A 20805-nucleotide genomic window follows, 5' to 3' on the forward strand; every position below is an offset into this window, starting at 1 on the left:
CAAAATTTATTATATTCAATTAATCAATATGTAAACCCGCCAGAATGACCCGCATTACACAACTTATTCTATTTTTGCTGATAACGCAATTCAGTTCTGCACAACCTGCTGCTTTGAAAAAATCCATAGAAACGATACTGAGCAATCAGCCCGGACATTATGCCGTTGCATTCAGGGATCTCTCATCAGGAGAAGAATTATTCATCCATGCAGACGAATCGTTTCATGCAGCCAGCACTATGAAAACGCCGGTAATGATCGAGGTTTTCAAACAGGCAGCTGCCGGCCGCTTTTCGCTGAACGACAGCTTTACGGTGAAGAACCAATTCAAAAGCATCGTAGACGGAAGCCCTTATCAGCTCGATTCCACAGACGACAGCGACAAAGACATTTACAACAACATCGGCAAGCCCCTGCCCCTCCGGCAGCTGGTTAGAGATATGATCATCAAAAGCAGCAATCTTGCTACCAATATGGTGATCGAACTGGCGGGCGCAACCAATGTAATGCAAACGATGCGCGAGATCGGCGCCATGGACATCCACGTACTCAGAGGAGTGGAAGACAATAAAGCCTATCAGCAGGGACTGAACAATACCACCACAGCAGCTGATCTGTTGCTGATCTTCACCAGGATGGCCGAAGGCAAACTGGTTAGCCGCGAAGCTTCCAATCAAATGATAGAGATTTTGCTCGATCAGCATTTCAATTCCGTTCTTCCCGCACAGTTGCCTAAAGAGGTGAAAGTGGCACATAAGACAGGTAACATTAACGGAGTGGAACACGATGGAGGTATTGTGATGCTGCCCAATGGAAAACAATATGTGCTTATTCTGTTGTCCAGAGATCTCCCCGACAGTGAACAGGGGAAGCAATTGCTCTCCCGCATTTCAGCAGCGGTGTACAGCCATGTAACGGCCCATCCCTGACACGTTGATTGTATTACCTACGCTCAATACCGCACCCCGCGCGGCTTACAGCCTCATATGAACATTTTTTACAACGCAACCGATTGCGTAAAAAAATTATATCAAAGCTCTAACTGTGGTTAGCGAATAGTATACAAAAATTGTCCTGATACTTCCACAAGGCGGTTAAAATCGGTAATATTGGTTTAATGAAAGTGCTTCAATTCACTGTTCCGATTGCTCAAAAAGGCTCTGTAGCGGTTCAGGAAGACATCCTTCCTTATTTCTATAACTATTATCACCGACACACAGAAGCCCAGATAACCCTTATCATCAGAGGGGAAGGTACGTTCATTGCCGGCAACTATACACAGCCCTTCAAGCCCGGCGAAGTATATGTACTCGGCGCCAATCAGCCACATATTTTCAGAGCCGACCCCAGTTATTTCGACGATCCGAAGGAAGAAAGCATCCATGCCATACATATCTATTTCAATCAGGATTCACTACTCAACTGCATTCTTCAGATGCACGAACTGGAAAGCATCCGCAAATTCATGCAAAGCACGGCCAATGGTTTTCAGTTGCCGGAGCAGTATTGCGCATCAGCTGCAAGACTGATCAGAAGAGTGAACCGTGCAGAACGGGTAGACAGGCTGTTTGAATTCTTCCGGCTCATGAACTTCTTCGCTAACGATGTGAAGAACTGGAAGTCGCTTTCGAATGGATTCTTTAAATATGCATTCACAGATTCTGAAGGCATCAGAATGAACGATGTTTATCAATACACGATAGAACATTATGCAGAAGAGATCTCGCTGAAGAAAGTATCGGAAGTGGCGCACATCACGCCACATGCATTCTGCAAGTATTTCAAGAAGCATACGCGCAAAACATATATGAGTTTTTTGAATGAGATAAGAATCAACGAAGCCTGCAAGCGCATCATCAGTGGTGAATTCGACTCCATATCTACCATAGCCTATTCCATAGGATTCAATAACACCATCACTTTCAACAGAGTATTTAAGAAAGTTACAGGCATGACGCCTACCAATTACATCACAGATTACAAACGGAAATGAGTAAGCGAACATGCAATAATTGTCTGATCGCATACGATTGTTGTCTCAGCGCTTGAATTAGTTTTTGGTTGATTTATTTTAGGAGTCTAAACCAAAACAAGCTTTATGAGGCACGCACTATTGATAATGCTGCTCATGGTTGTTGCAATACAAACATGGGCGCAGGATCGCATTGTTACGGGCGTAATCACCAACAGTAAAGGAGATCCCGTCTCCAGCGCCACTGTAACTGTAAAAGAAACCAACCAAAGTACCCGAACGAACGAAGAGGGTAAATTCACGCTCAATCTCTCACCCGGTGCAAAAACATTATTGATCAGCAGCGTAGGTTATGCGCAGAATCAGTTTACTCTCACAGCCAGCAACGATTACCACATCAGTTTGAAAGAATCTTCCAGAGAGCTGGAAGAAGTAGTTGTAACCGGTTATGGTGTTACCAGGAAGAAAGCTTTTACCGGATCGGCTGCAACCATCACCAACGAGCAGATCAAAGACCTGCAGGTAACTACTGTTACCGGCGTATTGCAGGGTAATGCCAGTGGAGTATTGAGTGTTACCTCCACAGGTCAACCAGGACAAAGCCCTACCATCCGCATCCGCGGTATCGGTTCGAGCCTTGCCAGTAACGATCCGCTGATTGTACTGGATGGTGTTGTATACAGAGGAAGTCTCAATACAATCAACCCGTCGGATATTGAAACAATTACAGTTTTGAAAGACGCTTCTGCCACATCCATCTTCGGTGCGATGGCCAGTGGTGGCGTAATCAACATCGTTACCAAAAGAGGTAAAGGCAAAACAAGGGTGAACTTCGCAGGCATCAGCGGCTTTTCTTCAAGAGCAGTAAAAGAATATGAAAAAGTAGGAATGGATGAGTGGATGGAACTCAACTGGGAAGCCCTTCGCAACGATGCGCTCGCCAATCCTGCACTGCTCACGCAATACAGCGTTCCCAATGCAGAAGCGTATGCCAGCAAACGCCTTGTTCCGAAACTGGTGTACAACCCGTATGGAGTTGCACAGCCTGTAGGAACCAACGGCAAGATCGATCCAAACGCCAAAAAACTGTGGAATGATAACTGGATGGACGAAATGACAAGAACAGGTATCAGAAATGATTTCAACCTCAACGTATCTGGCGCCGATCCTTCCAATACCATCCGCTATTACATGGGTGGTGGTTATATTCACGATCAGGGGGTGGTGATCGAATCGGATTACAAAAGGTACACCGGCAGAGCAAAGGTTGATATCACTCCCGTGAAGTGGTTCCGTACCGGCATTAACGTGAGCCTGGCCTACTCCAATCAAAACTATCCCCAGCAGGGATCACAGGCAGCTTCGAACCTGCTTGGTTTTGCAAGAAGCATCGGACCTATTTTCCCCATCTACCTGCGCAATCCAACTACGGGAGAATACCTTACAGATGCAGCAGGCAAAAGATTGTATGATTACGGCAACAACAGCACTGTGCTGGGCGAACTTCGTCCAACTGCACAAAACCGCCCATACAATCTCGGACAGAATCCCGCAGGTACCACTACCATCAATCCTACCACCAATGAATTTCTGACGGGTTCCGGTATCGTGTATGCCGAACTGGATGTGCTGAAATACCTTACTTTCAAAAGTCAGTATTCACTCGAACATAATCAGATCGATGAAAATCAGTTCTGGAATCCTTTCTATGGAGATGGTACAACCTTCGGCGGTTTAGCTTATCGCGGAGTAACATTGAGGTACGCACAAACATTCACCAATACTTTCACATTCGATAAAACTTTCGGAGGCATCCATAACCTGAATATGGTAGTAGGTATGGAGTCTATGAGATTCAGGCAGGAGTTCACTTCTGCACAGAAAACAGGTTTCACTTTCGACAGGCCTATTCAACCTGATTATGGAACCACGCCATCTGCCAACGGCTCTGTGGATCGTAACAGAAACGTGGGTTATTTCGCCAGAATGAACTACAACCTGAACGACAAATACCGTTTGAGCGTATCACTCCGCAGAGACGGCGCTTCACGTTTTGCAGACAGTTCGAGATGGCAAACACTGTATGCAGTAGGAACTGCATGGAATATCGATAAAGAGAAATTCCTCCAGAATATCTCCTGGCTGAGCGAACTGAAACTGAAAGCCAGTTATGGTATTCAGGGTAACCAGTTCTTACCGGGCAACTTTCTGTATCTCGGCACCTATTCTGCCGGAGCCAACATGGGATCGAACAGTGGTGTAATCATCAACACCGTTGCCAATGGCGATCTTACCTGGGAGAAACAGAAACAATGGGATCTCGGTCTGGAATTCGGTTTCTTCAACAACAGATTATCGGGTTCGCTCGTGTATTTCACCAGAACATCGCACGATCTGCTGGCGGAACGTCCTCTTCCCGGATCAACAGGTGTGAACAATGTTTATGACAACACCGGAGAGATCAAAAACTCAGGTATCGAGATCGAGCTGAACTCCGTTAACTTCCGCTCTAAAGATTTCGAATGGAGAACCAGCATCAACATCACCAAACTGAAGAACGAGATCACCAAACCAGCTCCGGGATCCAATCAGCGTAAGGGCGGCAGCCTGTTCGACTGGTATATTCAGGAGTATATCGGTGTTGATCCTGCAGATGGTTTGCCAATGTGGTATCGCGATGATCCGGCAAATGCAGGTAAAAGAATCAGCACCAAGAACTACAACCAGGCTACCCGTTATTATATTGGTCATCAGCTTTCGGATTATACAGGTGGTATCACCAACAATCTTCGTTACAGGAATTTCGATCTTACCATCCTTGCATCATTCGGCATTGGAGGAAAAATGTATGATGGCGACTATGCAGGACTGTTAGGAGCATTCAATACCGGCTCACTGGGTTCCAATTCGAGCATCGATATCCGCGGCAGATGGCAGAGCCCGTCAAACCCCGGAGATGGTAAAACACCTAAGCTCACCACTGCAGCCATCAACGCTACTGCGGCTTCTACAAGATTCCTGTACAACGCGTCTTTCATGCGCATACGCAACATCACACTGGGATATCGTGTGCCTGAGCAACTGCTCAGCAAAGTGCATCTCAGCAATGCCCGCGTATTCATCGATCTTCAAAACCCATTGACCTTCTTTGGTGGTCCTAAAGGCACTGACCCTGAAGCTGGCATCGGTGCGCAAACAAGATTCAACAACACCACTACTAACAAGGTACTGGCCATTGGATTAAATGTTGGATTGTAAACTGAAAAAAGAAGCTATTATGAAAAAATATAAATGGATAGTGATGATAGCCGCGATTGTCAGTGGCCTTACATCCTGCAAAAAAGCATTTCTCGATCTGTCGCCCGAAAACGGCGACCTTTCAGACAATATCATTTTCTCTTCAAAAGCCGGAGCAGAAAATGCGTTGAACGGAATCTACTGGATCTACCGTTCGGAGAATTACCGTGGTTATGGCGGTAATCCCGGCAGCACCAACCTTACCTGTCGCGGATTGCAGACCATCATGTTCTTCTTCGAAGTGAAGGGCAATGATCTCTTCGATGCCTACAATACCTGGTGGCGTACAGAAGGTGCATGGGAAGAGAACGGCAACGGCCGCATTCAAACAGGTTCACGCACCAATCAGATATGGGATGTGTTCTACAAAGTGATCAACAACTCCAATGCCATCATCAAAAATGTACCGGGCATCACTTCGATGGGACAGGCAGAAAAAGATCAGTTCATAGCTGAAGCAAAAGCCAACCGTGCTTATGCCTATTTCTGGCTGGCAAGAGTGTACCAGTACACTTATGCCAAAAACCCCGATGCACCTGGTGTTCCCATTTATCTGGAGCCTGCAACCAATGCCAGCAAAGGCAACCCAAGGTCATCTCTGAAAGACGTGTACAAGTTGATACTCGAAGATCTCAATGCAGCAGTGAGTACATTATCAGAAGACAGAATCGGCGTTTTCCGCATCAATAAGAATGTGGCACAGGGCATTCTTGCCGAAGTGTATCAGGAACTGGCCATGAGCGATGCTGCTCTCTGGCAGAAAGCTATCGACAATGCAGCTGCCGCACGCGCAGCCTATCCATTGATGAGCAATGCCGACTATGCAGGCGGATTTAATGATGCAGGCAATGGCGAATGGATCTGGGGATTGCCTGTACCCGAAGATCAGACACTTTCGTACTATTCTCAGTACAGCTTCATGGATACACAGGGTGGATATTACAAGAATATTGCAGTGAACAAAAGTTTTGCTGATCTCTATTCTGCCACGGACACCAGAAAGAATCTGCTGATTCCGGTACCAGCGAGCAGCAACCCTGCATTGCAATACCAGACAAGAAAATACAGAACCAGAGTACAGGGCTCTATCACGGGCGATATCATTCTCATGCGTTCTGCAGAAATGCTATTGATCGAAGCAGAAGGACTTGCACAGCAGAACAAACTGCAGGAAGCGATCGATCTGCTCTATACGTTGCAGCACCTCCGCGATCCCAGTGCAACCAAAATGGCATTGGCTCCGAAAGATGCGGTGATCAACGCTATCCTGCTCGAACGCAGAAAAGAACTCTATGGCGAATTGGGAACTTACTACTTCGACCTCAAGCGTTATCAACGCCCGCTGGTACGCGATGGTAATCACCCATATCCGTTGAACATCCCTGCAGATGATGCAAGATGGTTGTTTCAGATACCTCTTTCAGAGATCGATGCCAATCCGAACATCAATCCTGAAAATCAGAATCCTTAAAACAATTCAAACACAAACAGCAAAGCCGGTGATTATCACCGGCTTTTTTTATGCCGAAACTGCATTGCCAGCCATCGTTTCCGTATTTACACAAGCGGCGCCGCAATTGCGTTCAGCTCCAAAACTTCTTGGTACTTTTATATCCCGTATTCAGGTAAAAAACAATGATTGTATGATGAAAGTATTTTTCACAGTACTAAATCAACATCATGAATACATTACATCAAAAGCCGCCACACTTCCTATTCTGGCGCAGCCTGTTCTTCACCGTATTGCAGCCGGGCATGGTAGCCGGCATAATTCCTTGGTGGATCGCCGGGCATCACACTTCAACAATTCAGCTTTCTTCTTTCAATGCAGTTCAGCTCGCAGGATTATTGCTGTTGCTCGCAGGCATAGTGGTTACTGTGCATTGCATCATCCGCTTTGCTGTAGATGGAAGAGGCACCCTCTCCCCTGTTGATCCCACCAAAAAACTGGTGATCGCAGGATTGTACAAATACTCACGCAACCCCATGTACATTGGAGTAATGCTGATGCTGACAGGCGAATGTATGATAGCACCGGTAAGCGGACTGATCATTTACACCACGGCCATCTTCACAGGCTTCAACCTCTTCATCGTTTTTTATGAAGAACCGAGACTGCTGAAAGATTTCGGAGACAGTTACGCCCAGTATTGCAAAAAAGTGAGACGCTGGCTCTAAGGCCTGCTCATCATATCGTTGAACTCTTTGAACGTTTTTGCAGCATCAACATATTTGAAAGTTCCCTGATGCCTGATCTCTTCCGCAGCATGGATGAAACTGGTGTATGCAGCACGGGCCAATGAAGCGCCGACACTGATTCTTTTTACACCGAGATCTTCCAGTTCTTTTACCGTTATGCCGGTTAATGGTCCGGCTACAAGTACATTCACTGGTTTGGGAGCAACAGCTTTCACTACTGCAATGATATCATCTTTGGATCTCAATCCGGGTGCAAAGAGCACATCGGCTCCTGCTTCTGCAAATGCTTCCAGCCTTTTGATGGTATCAGCAAGATCAGGGTTGCCATGCAAAAAGTTTTCAGCGCGTGCAGTAAGTGAAAATTGAAACGGCAGACTGCGTGCAGTTTCTGCGGCAGCGCGAACACGTTCAACAGCATGTTCAAATGAATAGAACGGTGATTGAGGATTGCCGGTTGCATCTTCGATGGAACCACCGGCGAGGCCGAGTGATGCAGCCAGCTGAATGGTTTCTGCACAATCTTCGGGTTCATCACCAAATCCGTTTTCAAGATCTGCCGTTACGGGAAGATGTGTTGCTGCAACGATACCCACAATATTGTTGAGGGTTTCATCGCGCGTAACGGCTGCTCTTGCATCGGGTTTGCCGAGTGAGAAAGCAAGTCCTCCACTGCTGGTAGCCAACGCTTCAAAGCCCATTGCAGTCAGCATTTTAGCCGATCCTGCATCCCATGGGTTGGGAACAATCAAAATGCCATCGCGCTCATGGAGTGCTTTAAGTGCCTCTCCTTTCTGTTTCTGGGTGGAATGATTGGTTTGCATGCATTAAAGTTCTGCATTTTTTTATGGCGGGTATAAAAAATATCGACAATTTCTCTTGACTCTCCCCTTAGGTGATACCCTATATTTGCTGCAACAGGTTAAACCCAAACGATGGACAATTATTCTGTAAAGAAACTCGCCAGGCTTGCAGGAGTAACGGTGCGCACCTTACATCTGTACGATAAAATGGGATTACTGAAACCTTCCATACGTACCGAGGCCAGGTACAGGCTGTACGGCAACAAAGAGTTGCTGCGATTGCAGCAGATACTCTTTTACAGGGAACTCGATTTTCCACTGAAAGATATCATGACCATACTCGACGATCCTGCATTTGATCTGGAGCAGGCCCTCGAAGGACATAAAGTTGCGCTGTTGGCTAAGAAGGAAAGAATAAACACATTGGTTGGTACCATAGAAAAAACATTGGCAACACTAAAACAACATTCTATGTTACAGGCAGAAGATTTATACGAAGGCATGCCCAATGAAAAGATGGCTGCCTACAGAAAAGAAGCCATCAGCAAATGGGGACAGGAATTGATTGCAGAAACAGAAGCAACCATCAAATCGTTCAGTAAAGAAGAGATGCATTCTATCGCAAACGAGTTGAACGATATCTGTGCGCAACTCACTGTACTCATACCCAAAGGAGCAGCTGACAAAACGGTGCAGCAGCATATCGCCAAAAGAATGCAGCTGGTCCATCAGCTTACCGGCGGTAAGGTATCGTCAGAAAAAATGGAGTATCTCAGAAATCTGGGACAGTTGTACAAAGCAACTAATGCAGATACAACAGACTATATTCTGCCGGATGCAGAGCAGGCCGCCTTCATACGCGAAGCAACATCTTATTATCTCGCATCGAAAAAATAGAAGACCAGGGGGCTGGCCATTCAGCCGGCCCTTCTTCTTTACATGCCGGTTTTGATTTTCTTGCTATTTTTATAGGAAGAGGCCATAACCAATCAAATAATCCGGATGGAAAACTACAGCATCATACTGTTGATCCTTGCCCTGATGATCGGCGTATCGGGCATTGCAGAAAAATTGAAACTTCCGGTTCCGGTGCTGCTGCTGGTAGCAGGATTGTCGATCGGCTTCGCGCCCGAAATGCCGGCAATAGAACTGAACCCGGAAATTGTGATGTTGTTATTTCTTCCTCCCCTGCTGTACGATGCAGCCTTCAATATTTCTTTCAAAGATTTCAGGGTAAACTTAAATACAATTGGTACGCTTGCCATTGGTTTGGTGTTCATCACCACCGGAGGCATTGCAGTGATTGTACATTTCATGATTCCGGGCATGAGCTGGCCATTGTCTTTTGTGTTAGGCGCCATCCTTTCAGCAACCGATGCCGTAGCTGCCATCGGCCTCACAAAAGGTCTGGGGCTTCCGCACAAAACCATCACCATCCTCGAAGGGGAAAGTCTGGTGAACGATGCATCTGCACTGATCGCTTACCGGTTTGCCATTGCCGCTGTTACAGGCATCGCATTCGTGTGGTGGCAGGCATCCCTGCAGTTTCTGCTGGTGCTCGGCGGAGGTTTTCTAACGGGAGTAGTGATGGCAAAACTGCTGGCATTCGCATTGCGGTTCTTCAGAACAAATAATATGGTAGTGATCAGCCTCATGTTGCTGATGCCGTTTGTAACATATCTGATTGCGGAACATTTTCATGTATCGGGCGTAATTGCAGTGGTGATACTAGGCCTGAGCATGGCAAGGCTGAGCAGAGAGAAATTCCCTACCAAAATCAGAGAGCAGTCGCGGAACTTCTGGGATGTGATCATCTTCCTGCTGAATGGATTGATCTTTCTGCTGATAGGATTGCAGTTTCCGCAGGTGGTAAGGAATATGCATCCAGATCATTTCTGGCTGTACATCGGGTATGCAGTGATCATTACACTGGTTGCGCTTGGTATCAGAATGATGAGAGTGTATCTGCAGCAATTCAATCTGCAACGGGCATTTCAGGGCAAACACCGGAGGCGGATCAGTGAAGATGCGCTGTTCGATTCGCGTACAAGTCTCATTATTACCTGGAGTGGTATGCGGGGCATCGTTTCGCTGGCCATCGCACTCGGTATACCCGCTACACTGAAGAACGGAGAGCCGTTTCCTATGCGCAACGAAATCATATTTCTCTCCATTGCGGTGGTGATCATTTCACTGATCGGTCAGGGATTAACATTGCCATGGATAGTGAAGAAGTTCGGGAAGCCGGCAGCATGAAAAAATTCATCCGAATAACGAAAATGCAAAGAAAGTGCTGAGTGAAATCAAATAAGCAGGTGGATTGGGCTCGCTGTTAATTCCTTATTTTTGAAGCATTACTTCATTCCCAACCACAGAGGATTTTGCATGAAAGAACAACTCAGCATACTGCTTGGAAAAACAAAGGAACAGGCCATTCCCTTCAAAGAAGTGATTGAATTTATCGATACGCATTATCAGCATCAGCCTACAGCTTTCAAAAACGGAGATACGTTCAATGAAGCATCTCAGAATCAGGGAAGCGCGCGCGTATTTGCGTTTGCACAACTGAACAAATTATCAGAGGCGGAAACACTGTCGCTTTTTGCAGAGCATTACCAGTCTGTGCTGAATACGCCTGATGCTGCGGATCATCAGAACATCCGGCAGTTCATGAAGCATGGATGGAGTGGCATTCAGTTCGAAGGCGAGGCCTTGCAGGCGAAGTGATCAGTCTTCGTGGAAAAAGTCTTCATGCTTTAGACCCCGAATGAAAGATTCGAAGTTTGGGGCGAGAAATGTTTTTTGGTAATCGTTCTCCTGATCAACGTGTACTACCATCGGCTCGCCCTGTGGACCGCATTGCGAATAGTCGAGCAATATCATATCATGGCCTGCAGACGGGCAGTCGCAGATATAAATTCCATCTGCAGGGTAGCCCCATTCTTCGATCCAGAATTCATTTTCATACACAGAGGAATCTTTCTCAGGATCGATCCCGAATATACCAGTGATTGCAACATGGTCGCCCGACCATGAAGTTGGCGCTGCGCTGAAATGACATTTGTTGACAGGAGCTCCGCCATTTCGGTTTCTGATCAACTCGATATAGGAAGCAGGCAATTTAAAGCCCAGTTCCTGTTCCGCTTCAGCGATCATTTTATCATCAGGATATGTCCCGGTGTATTCTTCTTTGTAATAATCGATATCATCCCAGAATTGGCTGAAGTCGAAGTTGTGGAAAATCAAATTCATCGATTGTTTGCTGTTAGAGTGTCCGGCAAAGATGAAGTGTAAACATATGCCCTCCAAATTGGCGGTAATACAGAGCGTCTACAGGAATACATTGTACCGACTACAATCCGTCTACAAGTCTCAGTCCCGCGCTTATTGCAAGCTGAGATCCGGAAAAAGGAGGCGCCGCCACTGAAGTCTGAACACCAGATTATCTTCTGAAAAATCTTCCGCGCCGACTTTCCAAAAGGGAAATAATATGTATCTTTTTTACTCCAATGCGACAGGGTTTTATCCCCTTCCTGCCCCCCAGGACCACCGGAACCGTTTCCGTAGAAGCACCAATATCTCCATCCCGCTTGCTTTTCATTGTCAGGAATATTTTTTAGTGGCAGTTGTTTTGCTGCTGACATACTGCTGTCACTATCTGTATGCAATTTTGTTTTATCAAACAATCAAAACCATGAGACAGACCATTCTGCTTTTGACTATCATCGTTTTATCCTTTGCAGCAAATGCGCAATCTTCAAAAACCAACCATATGTCAACAGTAAAGCCTTTCAAGATCGATGTAAAACAATCAGTGCTGGACGATCTTCAAAACCGCCTGAAGCAAACCCGCTGGCCTGATGCACCTGAAAATATTGGCTGGAAATACGGCACAGATCCTGTGTTTTTGCAAAAACTGGTTGCCTACTGGCAGAATGGATACGACTGGCGCAAGCAGGAAGCTGCTCTCAATAAACTCCCCCAGTTCACCACGGAGATCGATGGCAACACCATTCATTTCATCCATATCAAAAGCAAGAATGCCCATGCAAGACCATTGCTGCTGATCCATGGATGGCCGGATAACTTTTACCGCTTTCATAAAGTGATCCCTTATCTCACGAATGAGTATGATCTGATCATACCGAGTATTCCCGGATTCGGATTCTCCAGCCACACGGCGATGAATGATGATGGATCGGCAAAAGTGTTCGCTACACTGATGCACGATGTGCTCGGCTACAACAATTACCTCATTGCAGGTGGGGACGTTGGACAAGGCATAGCGAAATCCATCGCGAATCTTTATCCGGATAATGTGGCGGCGATCCATCTTTCTGATGTTGGCTATCCGAACGGAACAGAGGACTGGAGTACCATGTCGAAAGCAGAACAGGAATTCGGACAATTCATTCAGAGATGGTGGTATCAGGAAGGTGCATATGCGATGCTGCATGCTACCAAGCCGCAAACGCAGGCCTATGGCCTGAACGATTCGCCTGTTGGGCTTGCTTCGTGGATCATCGAGAAGTTCAATACATGGAGCACACCGGGCAGCAGCATAGAAAGCAAATTCACCAATGATGAATTGCTGACGAATATTATGATCTACTGGATAACGCAGACGATCAATTCTTCGATGAGAACTTATGTGGTGGATTATTCAGTGCAACTGGCATCTTCTAAAAAAGTGAGTACCCCTACGGGAGTGGCGATATTTCCGGGAGATGCACCTACACCCAAAGAATGGGCAGAAAGAAGAGTGAATCTGAAAAGGTTTACGCAGATGGAGAAAGGCGGGCATTTTGCTGCGCTGGAAGCACCGGAGCTGTGGGCGGGAGAAGTGGATGCGTTTTTTAAAAGCTTAGCAAAGTAATTTATCACTATAAATTAAGATACAAATTATGAAAGAGCTCAATCATCATGTGAGCCCCATTCATAATTTGTATCTTCCAGATTCATTTGCTTTTCTTAATTATTTATCTTTTGCTGACTTTAATGTAGAAGTGTTGATGAAATTTAGATGCGCTTTTCACACCTATGGCGAGAAAACAATCTCTATCATAAAAAATTAATAATCATCCATATCAATGCTATCAAACGTATCATTTTTATACAGCGAACAATAAAAAAGCAAATCGCTCAATCCCTTAATCTTCTCAAAACCCCAACTATGGTAATATTTGGTTAAGGAAGCAGTAGCTTTTTTTTCGTTTTTCTCAAAGTTTTCCAGATCCAATTTTTGCTTAAACTCTCGTCTATTCTCTTCAAGCTCAAATTGAAGAGGATATGGTTGCAGCATAAACAGCGAGCAATTATCTCCAAAATTCCAGACCAAATCCTTAAATGCTTTTGATCCAATGCCCTTCCCTCTGTATTTAGGAATAATGGCAATAGTTTCGATGATGCAAATTTTTCCTCCATCCCATTCGAGTTCAGGATATGCTTTCAAAAGTGGAGTAGCAAAATTCCTCTTACTGAAATTATAGTAACTCTGAGCATGTCGAAAAGTATATTCATCATTATCAAATAACTCATAAAGATCCATGCCTTCGTCCTTAGCTTGATCGAGACAGAGAATCTTAAATATCATCTCTCCGACATATTCATTTTCGGAATTCTCTGCGAATGGACCTGAATATAAAACGGCTTTAAATTCTTTAATACAGTCATCTACACCGCGACTACCCAGAAATGAGGAGAACTTGTACTCCAGATTAAGAGATAAGAAATCGTCTTCCATATGGCAATTATTATTTTTATTATCAAACAATGACAATTGACTTGGGGCTGACGAAGTTAATTAATTTACAATATGAAATAAAGTGCGGTATTATAGAAAATAAAAAAGGGACCCAATGGGTCCCTTTTTTCGTGGAGCTGGCGGGACTCGAACCCGCGTCCAAACATATCCTCCAAAAGCTTTCTACATGCTTATCCAATTATTAATTGTCGGGAACAGGCAGGAAACCGGCAAACCAATCTGCTCCTTAGTTGCGATAGTCTTAATCTGCAGTCACAACACCCTGCAGAAGCATCCTGTTTTAGTTTGTTAGTCGGCGGCGGAGCGTGGTAACAGAACAACCTGCTCGGGTCCCGAAGGAGCCCCTTTCGGACGCGGCCCTAATGACTACTTAATCACTGATTAAGCGGCCATGGCATACTGAGTATTGCCATATAAAAGTTTGAATATTCAGATTAAAGTGCTAATTATCCAACGCACTGCATGCTTACACCTTCAAAGATCTACGCTGTCGAAACCAATACAGCCCCTTTTGCAAGGATTGAATATAATTGAATCTGCAAATTTAATGCTAATTGGAATAGCTGCCAAAACTGCAGCAACTATCCCTTATTGAATACGTTCCGCCAGATATCCAGTCCGAATGCATATGCCATCAATGCCAGCAGCAACACCATACCCACCATTTGTGCATACTCCAGGAACTTCTCGCCCGGTTTTCTTCCGGTGATCATTTCATAGAGCGTGAACATTACGTGTCCGCCATCGAGTGCAGGGATCGGCAGGATGTTCATGAATGCCAGTACCATGCTGAGCAATGCAGTCATCGTCCAGAAGCGTTCCCAGTCCCAGCGGTCGCCAAACATATTGCCGATGCTGATGAAGCTGCCGAGCGATTCTTTCGCTTTCACTTCGTCGGAAGTAAAGAGGAGTTTGAAGTTCTTAACGTTCATCACCATCGTTTCCCATCCTTTGCGAACGCCGGCAGGGATACAGGCGAAGAATCCGTATTTCTGATCGTAAGCGCCCGCGAGCGTATATGCATCTACCAGAAATCCAACAGAACCATTGCTGTCTACTTTTGCTTTGATCTGTACGGTATCGGAACCACGAAGAACGTTCAGGGCTATTTCCTGATTCTTATATTTCAGTCTTTCTTTCAGGTATTCGTCGAAGAAAGTAACAGGTGTTTCGTTGATGGAAACGATGCGGTCGCCTTTAACGAGGCTATCCTGCGTAAAGTTCGCTTTGTCTTTGTAAACAGTGTCTACAATGGTCAATACGCGGGGATCAACGAACTGTGCTTTCCCTTTGATGAGGCTGCGGATCGTTCCTTTGGGGAGAGCGATATCCACTTGCTGGCCATCGCGCATCACCTGAACGGTTTTGCCTTCATCGATAATGATATTCTTGGTGAGCGTGAAATAATCTTCTATCGGGCGGCCATCCACGCTAACGATATTGTCGCCATTTTTGAGGCCTGCTTTTTCTGAGATCGGGTTTACTGCAATGCCGTATTTCAGATTCTGAACGGGCAGTCTTCTTTCTCCCCAAACGAAGAGGATCATGGAGAAGAGGAGAAATCCGAGGATCACGTTTACGGTAACACCGCCAATCATGATGATAAGGCGCTGCCAGGCTGGTTTGCTGCGGAATTCCCATGGCTGAGGAGGTTGTTTCATCGTCTCCTTGTCCATGCTTTCGTCGATCATGCCGGAAATTTTCACATAACCGCCGAGTGGCAGCCAGCCGATTCCGTACACGGTATCTCCTATTTTCTTTTTAACGATGGAAAACCAGGGATCGAAGAAGAGGTAGAATTTCTCAACACGACATTTAAACCATTTGGCCGGAAGGAAGTGGCCCATTTCATGCAGCACTACGAGGATGGACAAACACAATAATAACTGTACCGCCTTAATTCCTACCGTTGCCCAATCAATTGCTAACAATGTTATCATAAATTCTGAATCCTGTTGTAAATTTTTGATGGTTGTGATTCACAGGTTTTCAATGTACGATTAAATATGGGGAAATCATTTATTAATCGGTACGATCGGTTTGCCAAATCGCAAAATTAACGGAAACTAAACCGCCCCCATTTACTCACAGCCTGAAAATCAAAGCTTAATTGTTGAAGCCGCGAAATTACGCGCCTCTGCATCGCTGTCAAAATATTCCTCCAGCGTTGGATGTTCGATGAAGGGAACGGCTTCCATTGTTTTCTCGATAAGATCAGTCATGTCGAGAAAACCGATGCGGTTGCGAAGGAAAGCGTACACAGCGATCTCATTGGCCGCATTCAGAATGCAGGGCAGATTGCCTCCCTTGAAGAGTGCATCCGTTGCGAGGGTGAGATTGCGGAATGTTTTTACATCCGGCTCCTCGAATGTGAGCTGCGATGGTTTGCGGAAATCGTAACGCGGGAAATTATTGGCGATCCTGTGCGGGAAAGCCATCGCGTACTGAATGGGCAGTTTCATATCGGGCAGGCCCATCTGCGCTTTGATGCTTCCATCTTCGAACTGCACCATGCTGTGGATGATGCTCTGCGGATGCACCAGTACTTCGATCTGATCCGGACGAAGATTGAAAAGCCATTTCGCTTCGATCATTTCCAGTCCCTTGTTCATGAGGGTGGCAGAATCGATGGTGATCTTGGCGCCCATATTCCAGTTGGGATGCTGCAGCGCATGGTCGCGCTTTACATTCACCAGATAGTTAGGTTTCTTACCGAGGAATGGACCGCCGGAAGCCGTGAGTACGATCTTCTCGATGCGGTTGCGGGTTTCTCCCACGAGGCATTGGAAGATGGCGGAGTGCTCAGAATCCACAGGGATCACGGGGGCACGATACTCCACTGCTTTCTGCATCACAATGTCTCCCGCCACTACCAGCGTTTCTTTATTGGCAAGGGCTACTGCCTTGCTGTTTTCGAGCGCTTTGAGGGTAGGACGAAGGCCGGCGAAACCTACAATGGCCGCCAGCATCATATCGTAGCAATCCATGGCTGCTACTTCTTCTAGCGCCTGCTCTCCGGCAAATACTTTTATATCTGTAGATGCGAGTGCAGCTTTTACACGCGCATATTTTTTATCGTCGCCAATAACAACAATATTAGGCTGGAACTGCAGCGCCTGTTTTATCAGCAATTCATCGTTGCTGTGCGCAGTGAGCACTTCCGCCGAGAACTTATCAGGGTTAGAAGCAATTACTTCCAGTGCCTGCGTTCCGATGGAACCTGTTGATCCGAATAAAGCAATACGTTTCTGAGGAGAACTGTTCTGCATGCGTTTTAAATAGTAATAGTCGTCTGAATAAAATATTGGAAGCCCTGGCTATTCAATATAAGGTTCGAGGGCAGTCGCGAGCTTACGGTCGTTGCTTAATCGGGGTACTTTGTTCTGTCCTCCCAGCTTACCGATCGACTTCATGTAATCGATAAAACCATTCTTCTTCACAGAACGAATATGCAGTGGCAACAGAATATTGCCGGTGATCAGATCATTGTAGTAAATATTCTTCTGGCGAAGGTAGTTGTCTACCCTGTCTGCAAATCTGCTGATATCGGCCGGACGGTTCTCGAATTCGATGAACCATTCGTGATAAGATTTCCCTTTCCCCTGATGCACAAAAGGAGCTACAGTGAACTCGGTGATGTGCACACCTTCTTCTTCGGCAGCCTTGATGAGGCTGTATTCCACTTCTTCACCGATAACGTGTTCGCCGAAGGCGGAAATGAAATGTTTGGTTCTTCCGGTAACCACTATGCGATAAGGGTTGGTGGAAACGAACTTCACGGTATCTCCGATATTGTATCCCCAGAGGCCTGCGTTGCTGTTAACGATCAGCGCATAGTTCTCTCCTACTTTCACATCTTTCAGGCTGAGCCTGGTGGGATTGCCGGAGAAGATCTCGCCTGCGGGAATGAACTCAAAAAAGATACCACTATTGGTGTTGAGCAGCAATCCTTCTGCATCCTGGCTGTCCTGAAATGCAAAAAAGCCTTCAGAAGCCGGGAATGTTTCAACAGAAGCGATCTTATGCCCGATGGTTTCGAATAATTTCTGGCGATAGGGTTCGAAGTTCACACCTCCATGCACGAGTACGGAGAAGTTGGGGAAGATGTCCTTGATTTTTTTGCCGCCGGTTTTTTCCTGCAGGCGATCGAAGTACATCTGCATCCATGGCGGGATGCCGCTGATGAGCGTCATATCCTGTTTGATGGTTTCCTCTACGATTTTATCGAGCTTGGTTTCCCAGTCTTCGATACAATTGGTTTCGTAGCTGGGCAGCTGGTTTCTGCGGAGGTAGCTGGGGATATGGTGATTAACGATACCGCTGAGCCTTCCTGTGGGGATGCCTCCTACTCTTTCGAGTTCGGGAGAGCCGCTGAGGAAGATCATTTTACCGTTGGTGAAGCGGGTATTGCCGCTTTCTGCCACATAGCAGAGCAGTGCATTCCGCGCGGTATTGATATGATTGGAAATAGATTCTTTGGAAATGGGGATATACTTTACACCGCTGGTGGTTCCGGAGGTTTTGGCAAGATAGATGGGCTTGCCTTTCCAGAGCACATTGTGTTTGCCTTCCTTGATCTTTTCGATATAAGGTTTATACTGTTCGTAGTCGCGGATGGGAACTGCCTGAATGAATTCTTCGTAAAGGGAAACCTGCTGAAGGTTATGGTCTTTTCCAAATTCGGTGACCTTAGCGGTTTTGAGCAGTTCTTTCAGGATATTTTCCTGATCTTCCACTGCGGTATTCATTCCCTTCCTGACTCCTTTATATATGTAGTGGGCAAACGGTTTTGCCAGTAAAGATTTGATCTGCATAGTCCCTTTGAAACTTAAATAACAAACCTACGTCAATTCATGAAACGAACCAAGGTAAGATTTGAATGGTTTGGATCAATTTAAGAGGGGGAAGAAAAGGTGTTGATGCAACTTTATGTGTACGCCGAACATCTTTGAAATGCGGCGATTGCAATGGCCGTCCCTTTTTTTCTCCTCCCAAAAACCGGAATCAAAACTATACTGAAACGGGCCTGATAATCAGATTATTGTATGTTTATTAACAATCAGGCCCGTTTTATTTTTAAAAAACTCTGGTTAAATCAATTACAATCAGTTGCAATCCCTTACCTTTGCACTCCTAATTTTTGGAAATTTATGTTCGCAGTAGTTAAAATAGCAGGACAGCAATTCAGAGTTCAAAAGGACCAGACTTTGTACGTTCCACGTGTTGAAGGTGCAGCCGGAGACAACGTATCTTTTGGAGAAGTATTGCTGACAGATACCGATGGAAAATTATCCGTGGGCGGTGATGTAAAGGCTACCGTAAAAGCCGAGATCCTGGGTCAGGTACAGGGTGATAAAGTGATTGCCTTCAAAATGAAGAGAAGGAAAGGCTTCCGCAAGAAGCACGGTCACCGCACTCAGTATACCAAGATCAAAGTAACTGAAATCGCATAAGCATTGAACGGGCAGTGATGCGTGAAGGGGTATGATCTGAAAATGATTTATCCTATCGGCTGACTGTGATCCCATTCAATTCAACAATTACAAATTCTCAAACTCTTTATCATGGCACATAAGAAAGGGGAAGGTAGCGTAAAGAACGGTCGTGACTCACAAAGCAAACGCCTTGGCGTTAAGATCTTCGGTGGTCAGCCTGCTATCTCCGGTAACATTATCGTTCGTCAGCGTGGTACACAATATCACCCCGGAAAAAACATCGGTGTAGGAAAAGACTTCACCCTGTTTGCACTGGCTGATGGTGTTGTTGAGTTCAGAAAAACGAAAGAAGACAAGACTATCGTTAGCGTAGTTCCAATGTCTTAATTCGCTGAACACGCCATGGTGTCATTAGGTTCTTCTGACATTTTGTGAAATTTTTTTTGGCGGTTTGAAATTAGTTTATACTTTTACCTTCGAAAGTTTCTATTTACTAACCGTTAAATTCACAAAACATGGCAACTAAAAAAGCTGCAAAAAAAGCCGCTCCAAAGAAAGCCGCTAAAAAAGCTGCTCCTAAAAAAGCTGCAAAGAAAGCTGCTCCTAAAAAAGCTGCAAAGAAAGCCGCTCCTAAAAAAGCCGCTAAAAAAGCTGCTCCTAAAAAAGCCGCTAAGAAAGCTGCAAAGAAAGCTGCTAAGTAGTTTCTTTGGAACACAGAAAATATCAAGTCCTGGTTTTACCAGGACTTTTTTTATGCCCCTACTCCAGAGAACGTTGATCGCCCATGCGGTCAATCATCGATCCACACTTCTCCTTTCAATTGACTCATTCGCAACTTCAATACCACCAAACCCTTACCAGATAAGGGTTTCAGCGTTTTTATCGAATTCACCGGCAACAATTTCAACAATATCACCTCAGCTTACAGGTTTATTCGCGAACATCTAAAAGACAGGCGATTGTACATTCGGTTCTTCAGATCAGAAACCTGCAAAGCCTCAGGAGTGCGATAAAAAATAATTCATCACCCTCCTCCCTGTTTATGCCGCGCATATGCAGTTCGTAAAAAAGATGCATACAGGTCCAGAGGGTGAAATTCCGGCAGAATTAATCAACCAGCAACTGCAAAAAACTCCGGATCAAAACATGCAAAAGCGCTCGCATCAAAACATCATACGTAAGTAACTGATACAGGATATCAGATGAACAACTGCTCCATACAAACGCCGGTTTTCTCCGGTCCCAACTCTGCCCTTCTGGTCCAAAATATACTTTTTCACCCCTCCGGAAGCAGTTTTTTATTCCTGAACGCCCATTTTTTTCATGGTTTATTTCAGC

General features: G+C 45.5%; 18 protein-coding genes and 1 other RNA gene. 12 read left to right on the plus strand and 7 right to left on the minus strand.

All coding sequences use genetic code 11. The features are described from left to right. The first annotated feature begins 113 nt into the window (after window positions 1–113). From HHL16_RS14235 to HHL16_RS14255, 5 genes are all read left to right on the plus strand, one after another. Complete coding sequence (locus tag HHL16_RS14235) at window positions 114–929, plus strand: serine hydrolase (protein WP_240966157.1); 816 nt, start codon at window positions 114–116, stop codon at window positions 927–929. 188 nt (window positions 930–1117) lie between these two features. Continuing rightward, window positions 1118–1993, plus strand: a complete 876-nt coding sequence (locus HHL16_RS14240; RefSeq protein WP_169425857.1) for an AraC family transcriptional regulator — start codon at window positions 1118–1120, stop codon at window positions 1991–1993. A gap of 105 nt (window positions 1994–2098) precedes the next feature. Further along, window positions 2099–5230, plus strand: a complete 3132-nt coding sequence (locus tag HHL16_RS14245) for a SusC/RagA family TonB-linked outer membrane protein (RefSeq protein ID WP_169425858.1) — start codon at window positions 2099–2101, stop codon at window positions 5228–5230. Window positions 5231–5249: 19 nt separating this feature from the next. Further along, window positions 5250–6740 (plus strand): RagB/SusD family nutrient uptake outer membrane protein, encoded by a 1491-nt coding sequence (locus tag HHL16_RS14250; RefSeq protein ID WP_169425859.1) that lies wholly within the window; start codon window positions 5250–5252, stop codon window positions 6738–6740. A gap of 209 nt (window positions 6741–6949) precedes the next feature. Further along, window positions 6950–7447, plus strand: coding sequence for an isoprenylcysteine carboxylmethyltransferase family protein (locus HHL16_RS14255; RefSeq protein WP_169425860.1), 498 nt, complete (start codon window positions 6950–6952; stop codon window positions 7445–7447). Here HHL16_RS14255 and HHL16_RS14260 read toward each other — a convergent pair. Beyond that, window positions 7444–8289 carry an isocitrate lyase/phosphoenolpyruvate mutase family protein gene (locus HHL16_RS14260; RefSeq protein WP_169425861.1) on the minus strand — a complete coding sequence of 282 codons (846 nt, stop codon included), beginning with the start codon at window positions 8287–8289 and terminating at the stop codon, window positions 7444–7446. The two genes, HHL16_RS14255 and HHL16_RS14260, sit on opposite strands and share 4 nt — an antisense overlap. A gap of 111 nt (window positions 8290–8400) precedes the next feature. Between HHL16_RS14260 and HHL16_RS14265 the strand changes: the two genes are divergently transcribed. The 3 genes from HHL16_RS14265 to HHL16_RS14275 all read left to right on the plus strand — a co-directional run bounded on the left by HHL16_RS14265 (window position 8401) and on the right by HHL16_RS14275 (window position 10995). Beyond that, window positions 8401–9165, plus strand: a complete 765-nt coding sequence (locus HHL16_RS14265; protein ID WP_169425862.1) for a MerR family transcriptional regulator — start codon at window positions 8401–8403, stop codon at window positions 9163–9165. A 105-nt stretch (window positions 9166–9270) separates the two neighbouring features. Next, window positions 9271–10524, plus strand: coding sequence for a Na+/H+ antiporter (locus HHL16_RS14270; protein ID WP_169425863.1), 1254 nt, complete (start codon window positions 9271–9273; stop codon window positions 10522–10524). A 129-nt stretch (window positions 10525–10653) separates the two neighbouring features. Beyond that, window positions 10654–10995 (plus strand): HopJ type III effector protein, encoded by a 342-nt coding sequence (locus tag HHL16_RS14275; RefSeq protein WP_169425864.1) that lies wholly within the window; start codon window positions 10654–10656, stop codon window positions 10993–10995. Here HHL16_RS14275 and HHL16_RS14280 read toward each other — a convergent pair whose 3' ends face one another. Then, window positions 10996–11520 carry an SMI1/KNR4 family protein gene (locus tag HHL16_RS14280; protein ID WP_169425865.1) on the minus strand — a complete coding sequence of 175 codons (525 nt, stop codon included), beginning with the start codon at window positions 11518–11520 and terminating at the stop codon, window positions 10996–10998. Between the two features lie 520 nt (window positions 11521–12040). Between HHL16_RS14280 and HHL16_RS14285 the strand changes: the two genes are divergently transcribed. Further along, window positions 12041–13144 (plus strand): epoxide hydrolase family protein, encoded by a 1104-nt coding sequence (locus tag HHL16_RS14285; protein WP_169425866.1) that lies wholly within the window; start codon window positions 12041–12043, stop codon window positions 13142–13144. 195 nt (window positions 13145–13339) lie between these two features. Here HHL16_RS14285 and HHL16_RS14290 read toward each other — a convergent pair whose 3' ends face one another. The 5 genes from HHL16_RS14290 to HHL16_RS14310 all read right to left on the minus strand — a co-directional run bounded on the left by HHL16_RS14290 (window position 13340) and on the right by HHL16_RS14310 (window position 18780). Beyond that, window positions 13340–14011, minus strand: a complete 672-nt coding sequence (locus tag HHL16_RS14290) for a GNAT family N-acetyltransferase (RefSeq protein ID WP_169425867.1) — start codon at window positions 14009–14011, stop codon at window positions 13340–13342. A 129-nt stretch (window positions 14012–14140) separates the two neighbouring features. Beyond that, window positions 14141–14541, minus strand: a transfer-messenger RNA (tmRNA) gene (ssrA, locus tag HHL16_RS14295). 72 nt (window positions 14542–14613) lie between these two features. Continuing rightward, window positions 14614–15906 carry an RIP metalloprotease RseP gene (gene rseP, locus HHL16_RS14300; RefSeq protein WP_240966163.1) on the minus strand — a complete coding sequence of 431 codons (1293 nt, stop codon included), beginning with the start codon at window positions 15904–15906 and terminating at the stop codon, window positions 14614–14616. A gap of 225 nt (window positions 15907–16131) precedes the next feature. Then, window positions 16132–17301, minus strand: coding sequence for a 1-deoxy-D-xylulose-5-phosphate reductoisomerase (locus tag HHL16_RS14305; protein ID WP_169425869.1), 1170 nt, complete (start codon window positions 17299–17301; stop codon window positions 16132–16134). Between the two features lie 48 nt (window positions 17302–17349). Beyond that, window positions 17350–18780, minus strand: a complete 1431-nt coding sequence (locus HHL16_RS14310; RefSeq protein ID WP_240966164.1) for a GH3 auxin-responsive promoter family protein — start codon at window positions 18778–18780, stop codon at window positions 17350–17352. A 402-nt stretch (window positions 18781–19182) separates the two neighbouring features. On the opposite strand from HHL16_RS14310, the gene rplU reads away from it, so the two are divergent. The 3 genes from rplU to HHL16_RS14325 all read left to right on the plus strand — a co-directional run bounded on the left by rplU (window position 19183) and on the right by HHL16_RS14325 (window position 20168). Next, window positions 19183–19485, plus strand: coding sequence for a 50S ribosomal protein L21 (gene rplU / locus HHL16_RS14315; RefSeq protein WP_169425871.1), 303 nt, complete (start codon window positions 19183–19185; stop codon window positions 19483–19485). Window positions 19486–19596: 111 nt separating this feature from the next. Next, window positions 19597–19854: a 50S ribosomal protein L27 gene (rpmA, locus tag HHL16_RS14320; RefSeq protein WP_169425872.1), complete on the plus strand. Its 258-nt coding sequence runs from the start codon at window positions 19597–19599 to the stop codon at window positions 19852–19854. Window positions 19855–19982: 128 nt separating this feature from the next. Continuing rightward, the gene (locus tag HHL16_RS14325; protein WP_169425873.1) at window positions 19983–20168 is read left to right on the plus strand and encodes a hypothetical protein; all 186 of its coding nucleotides are present in this window, start codon (window positions 19983–19985) and stop codon (window positions 20166–20168) included. Window positions 20169–20805 lie beyond the last annotated feature (637 nt).

Source organism: Pseudoflavitalea sp. G-6-1-2, from assembly GCF_012927185.1.
Taxonomy (GTDB): Bacteria; Bacteroidota; Bacteroidia; order Chitinophagales; family Chitinophagaceae; genus Pseudobacter.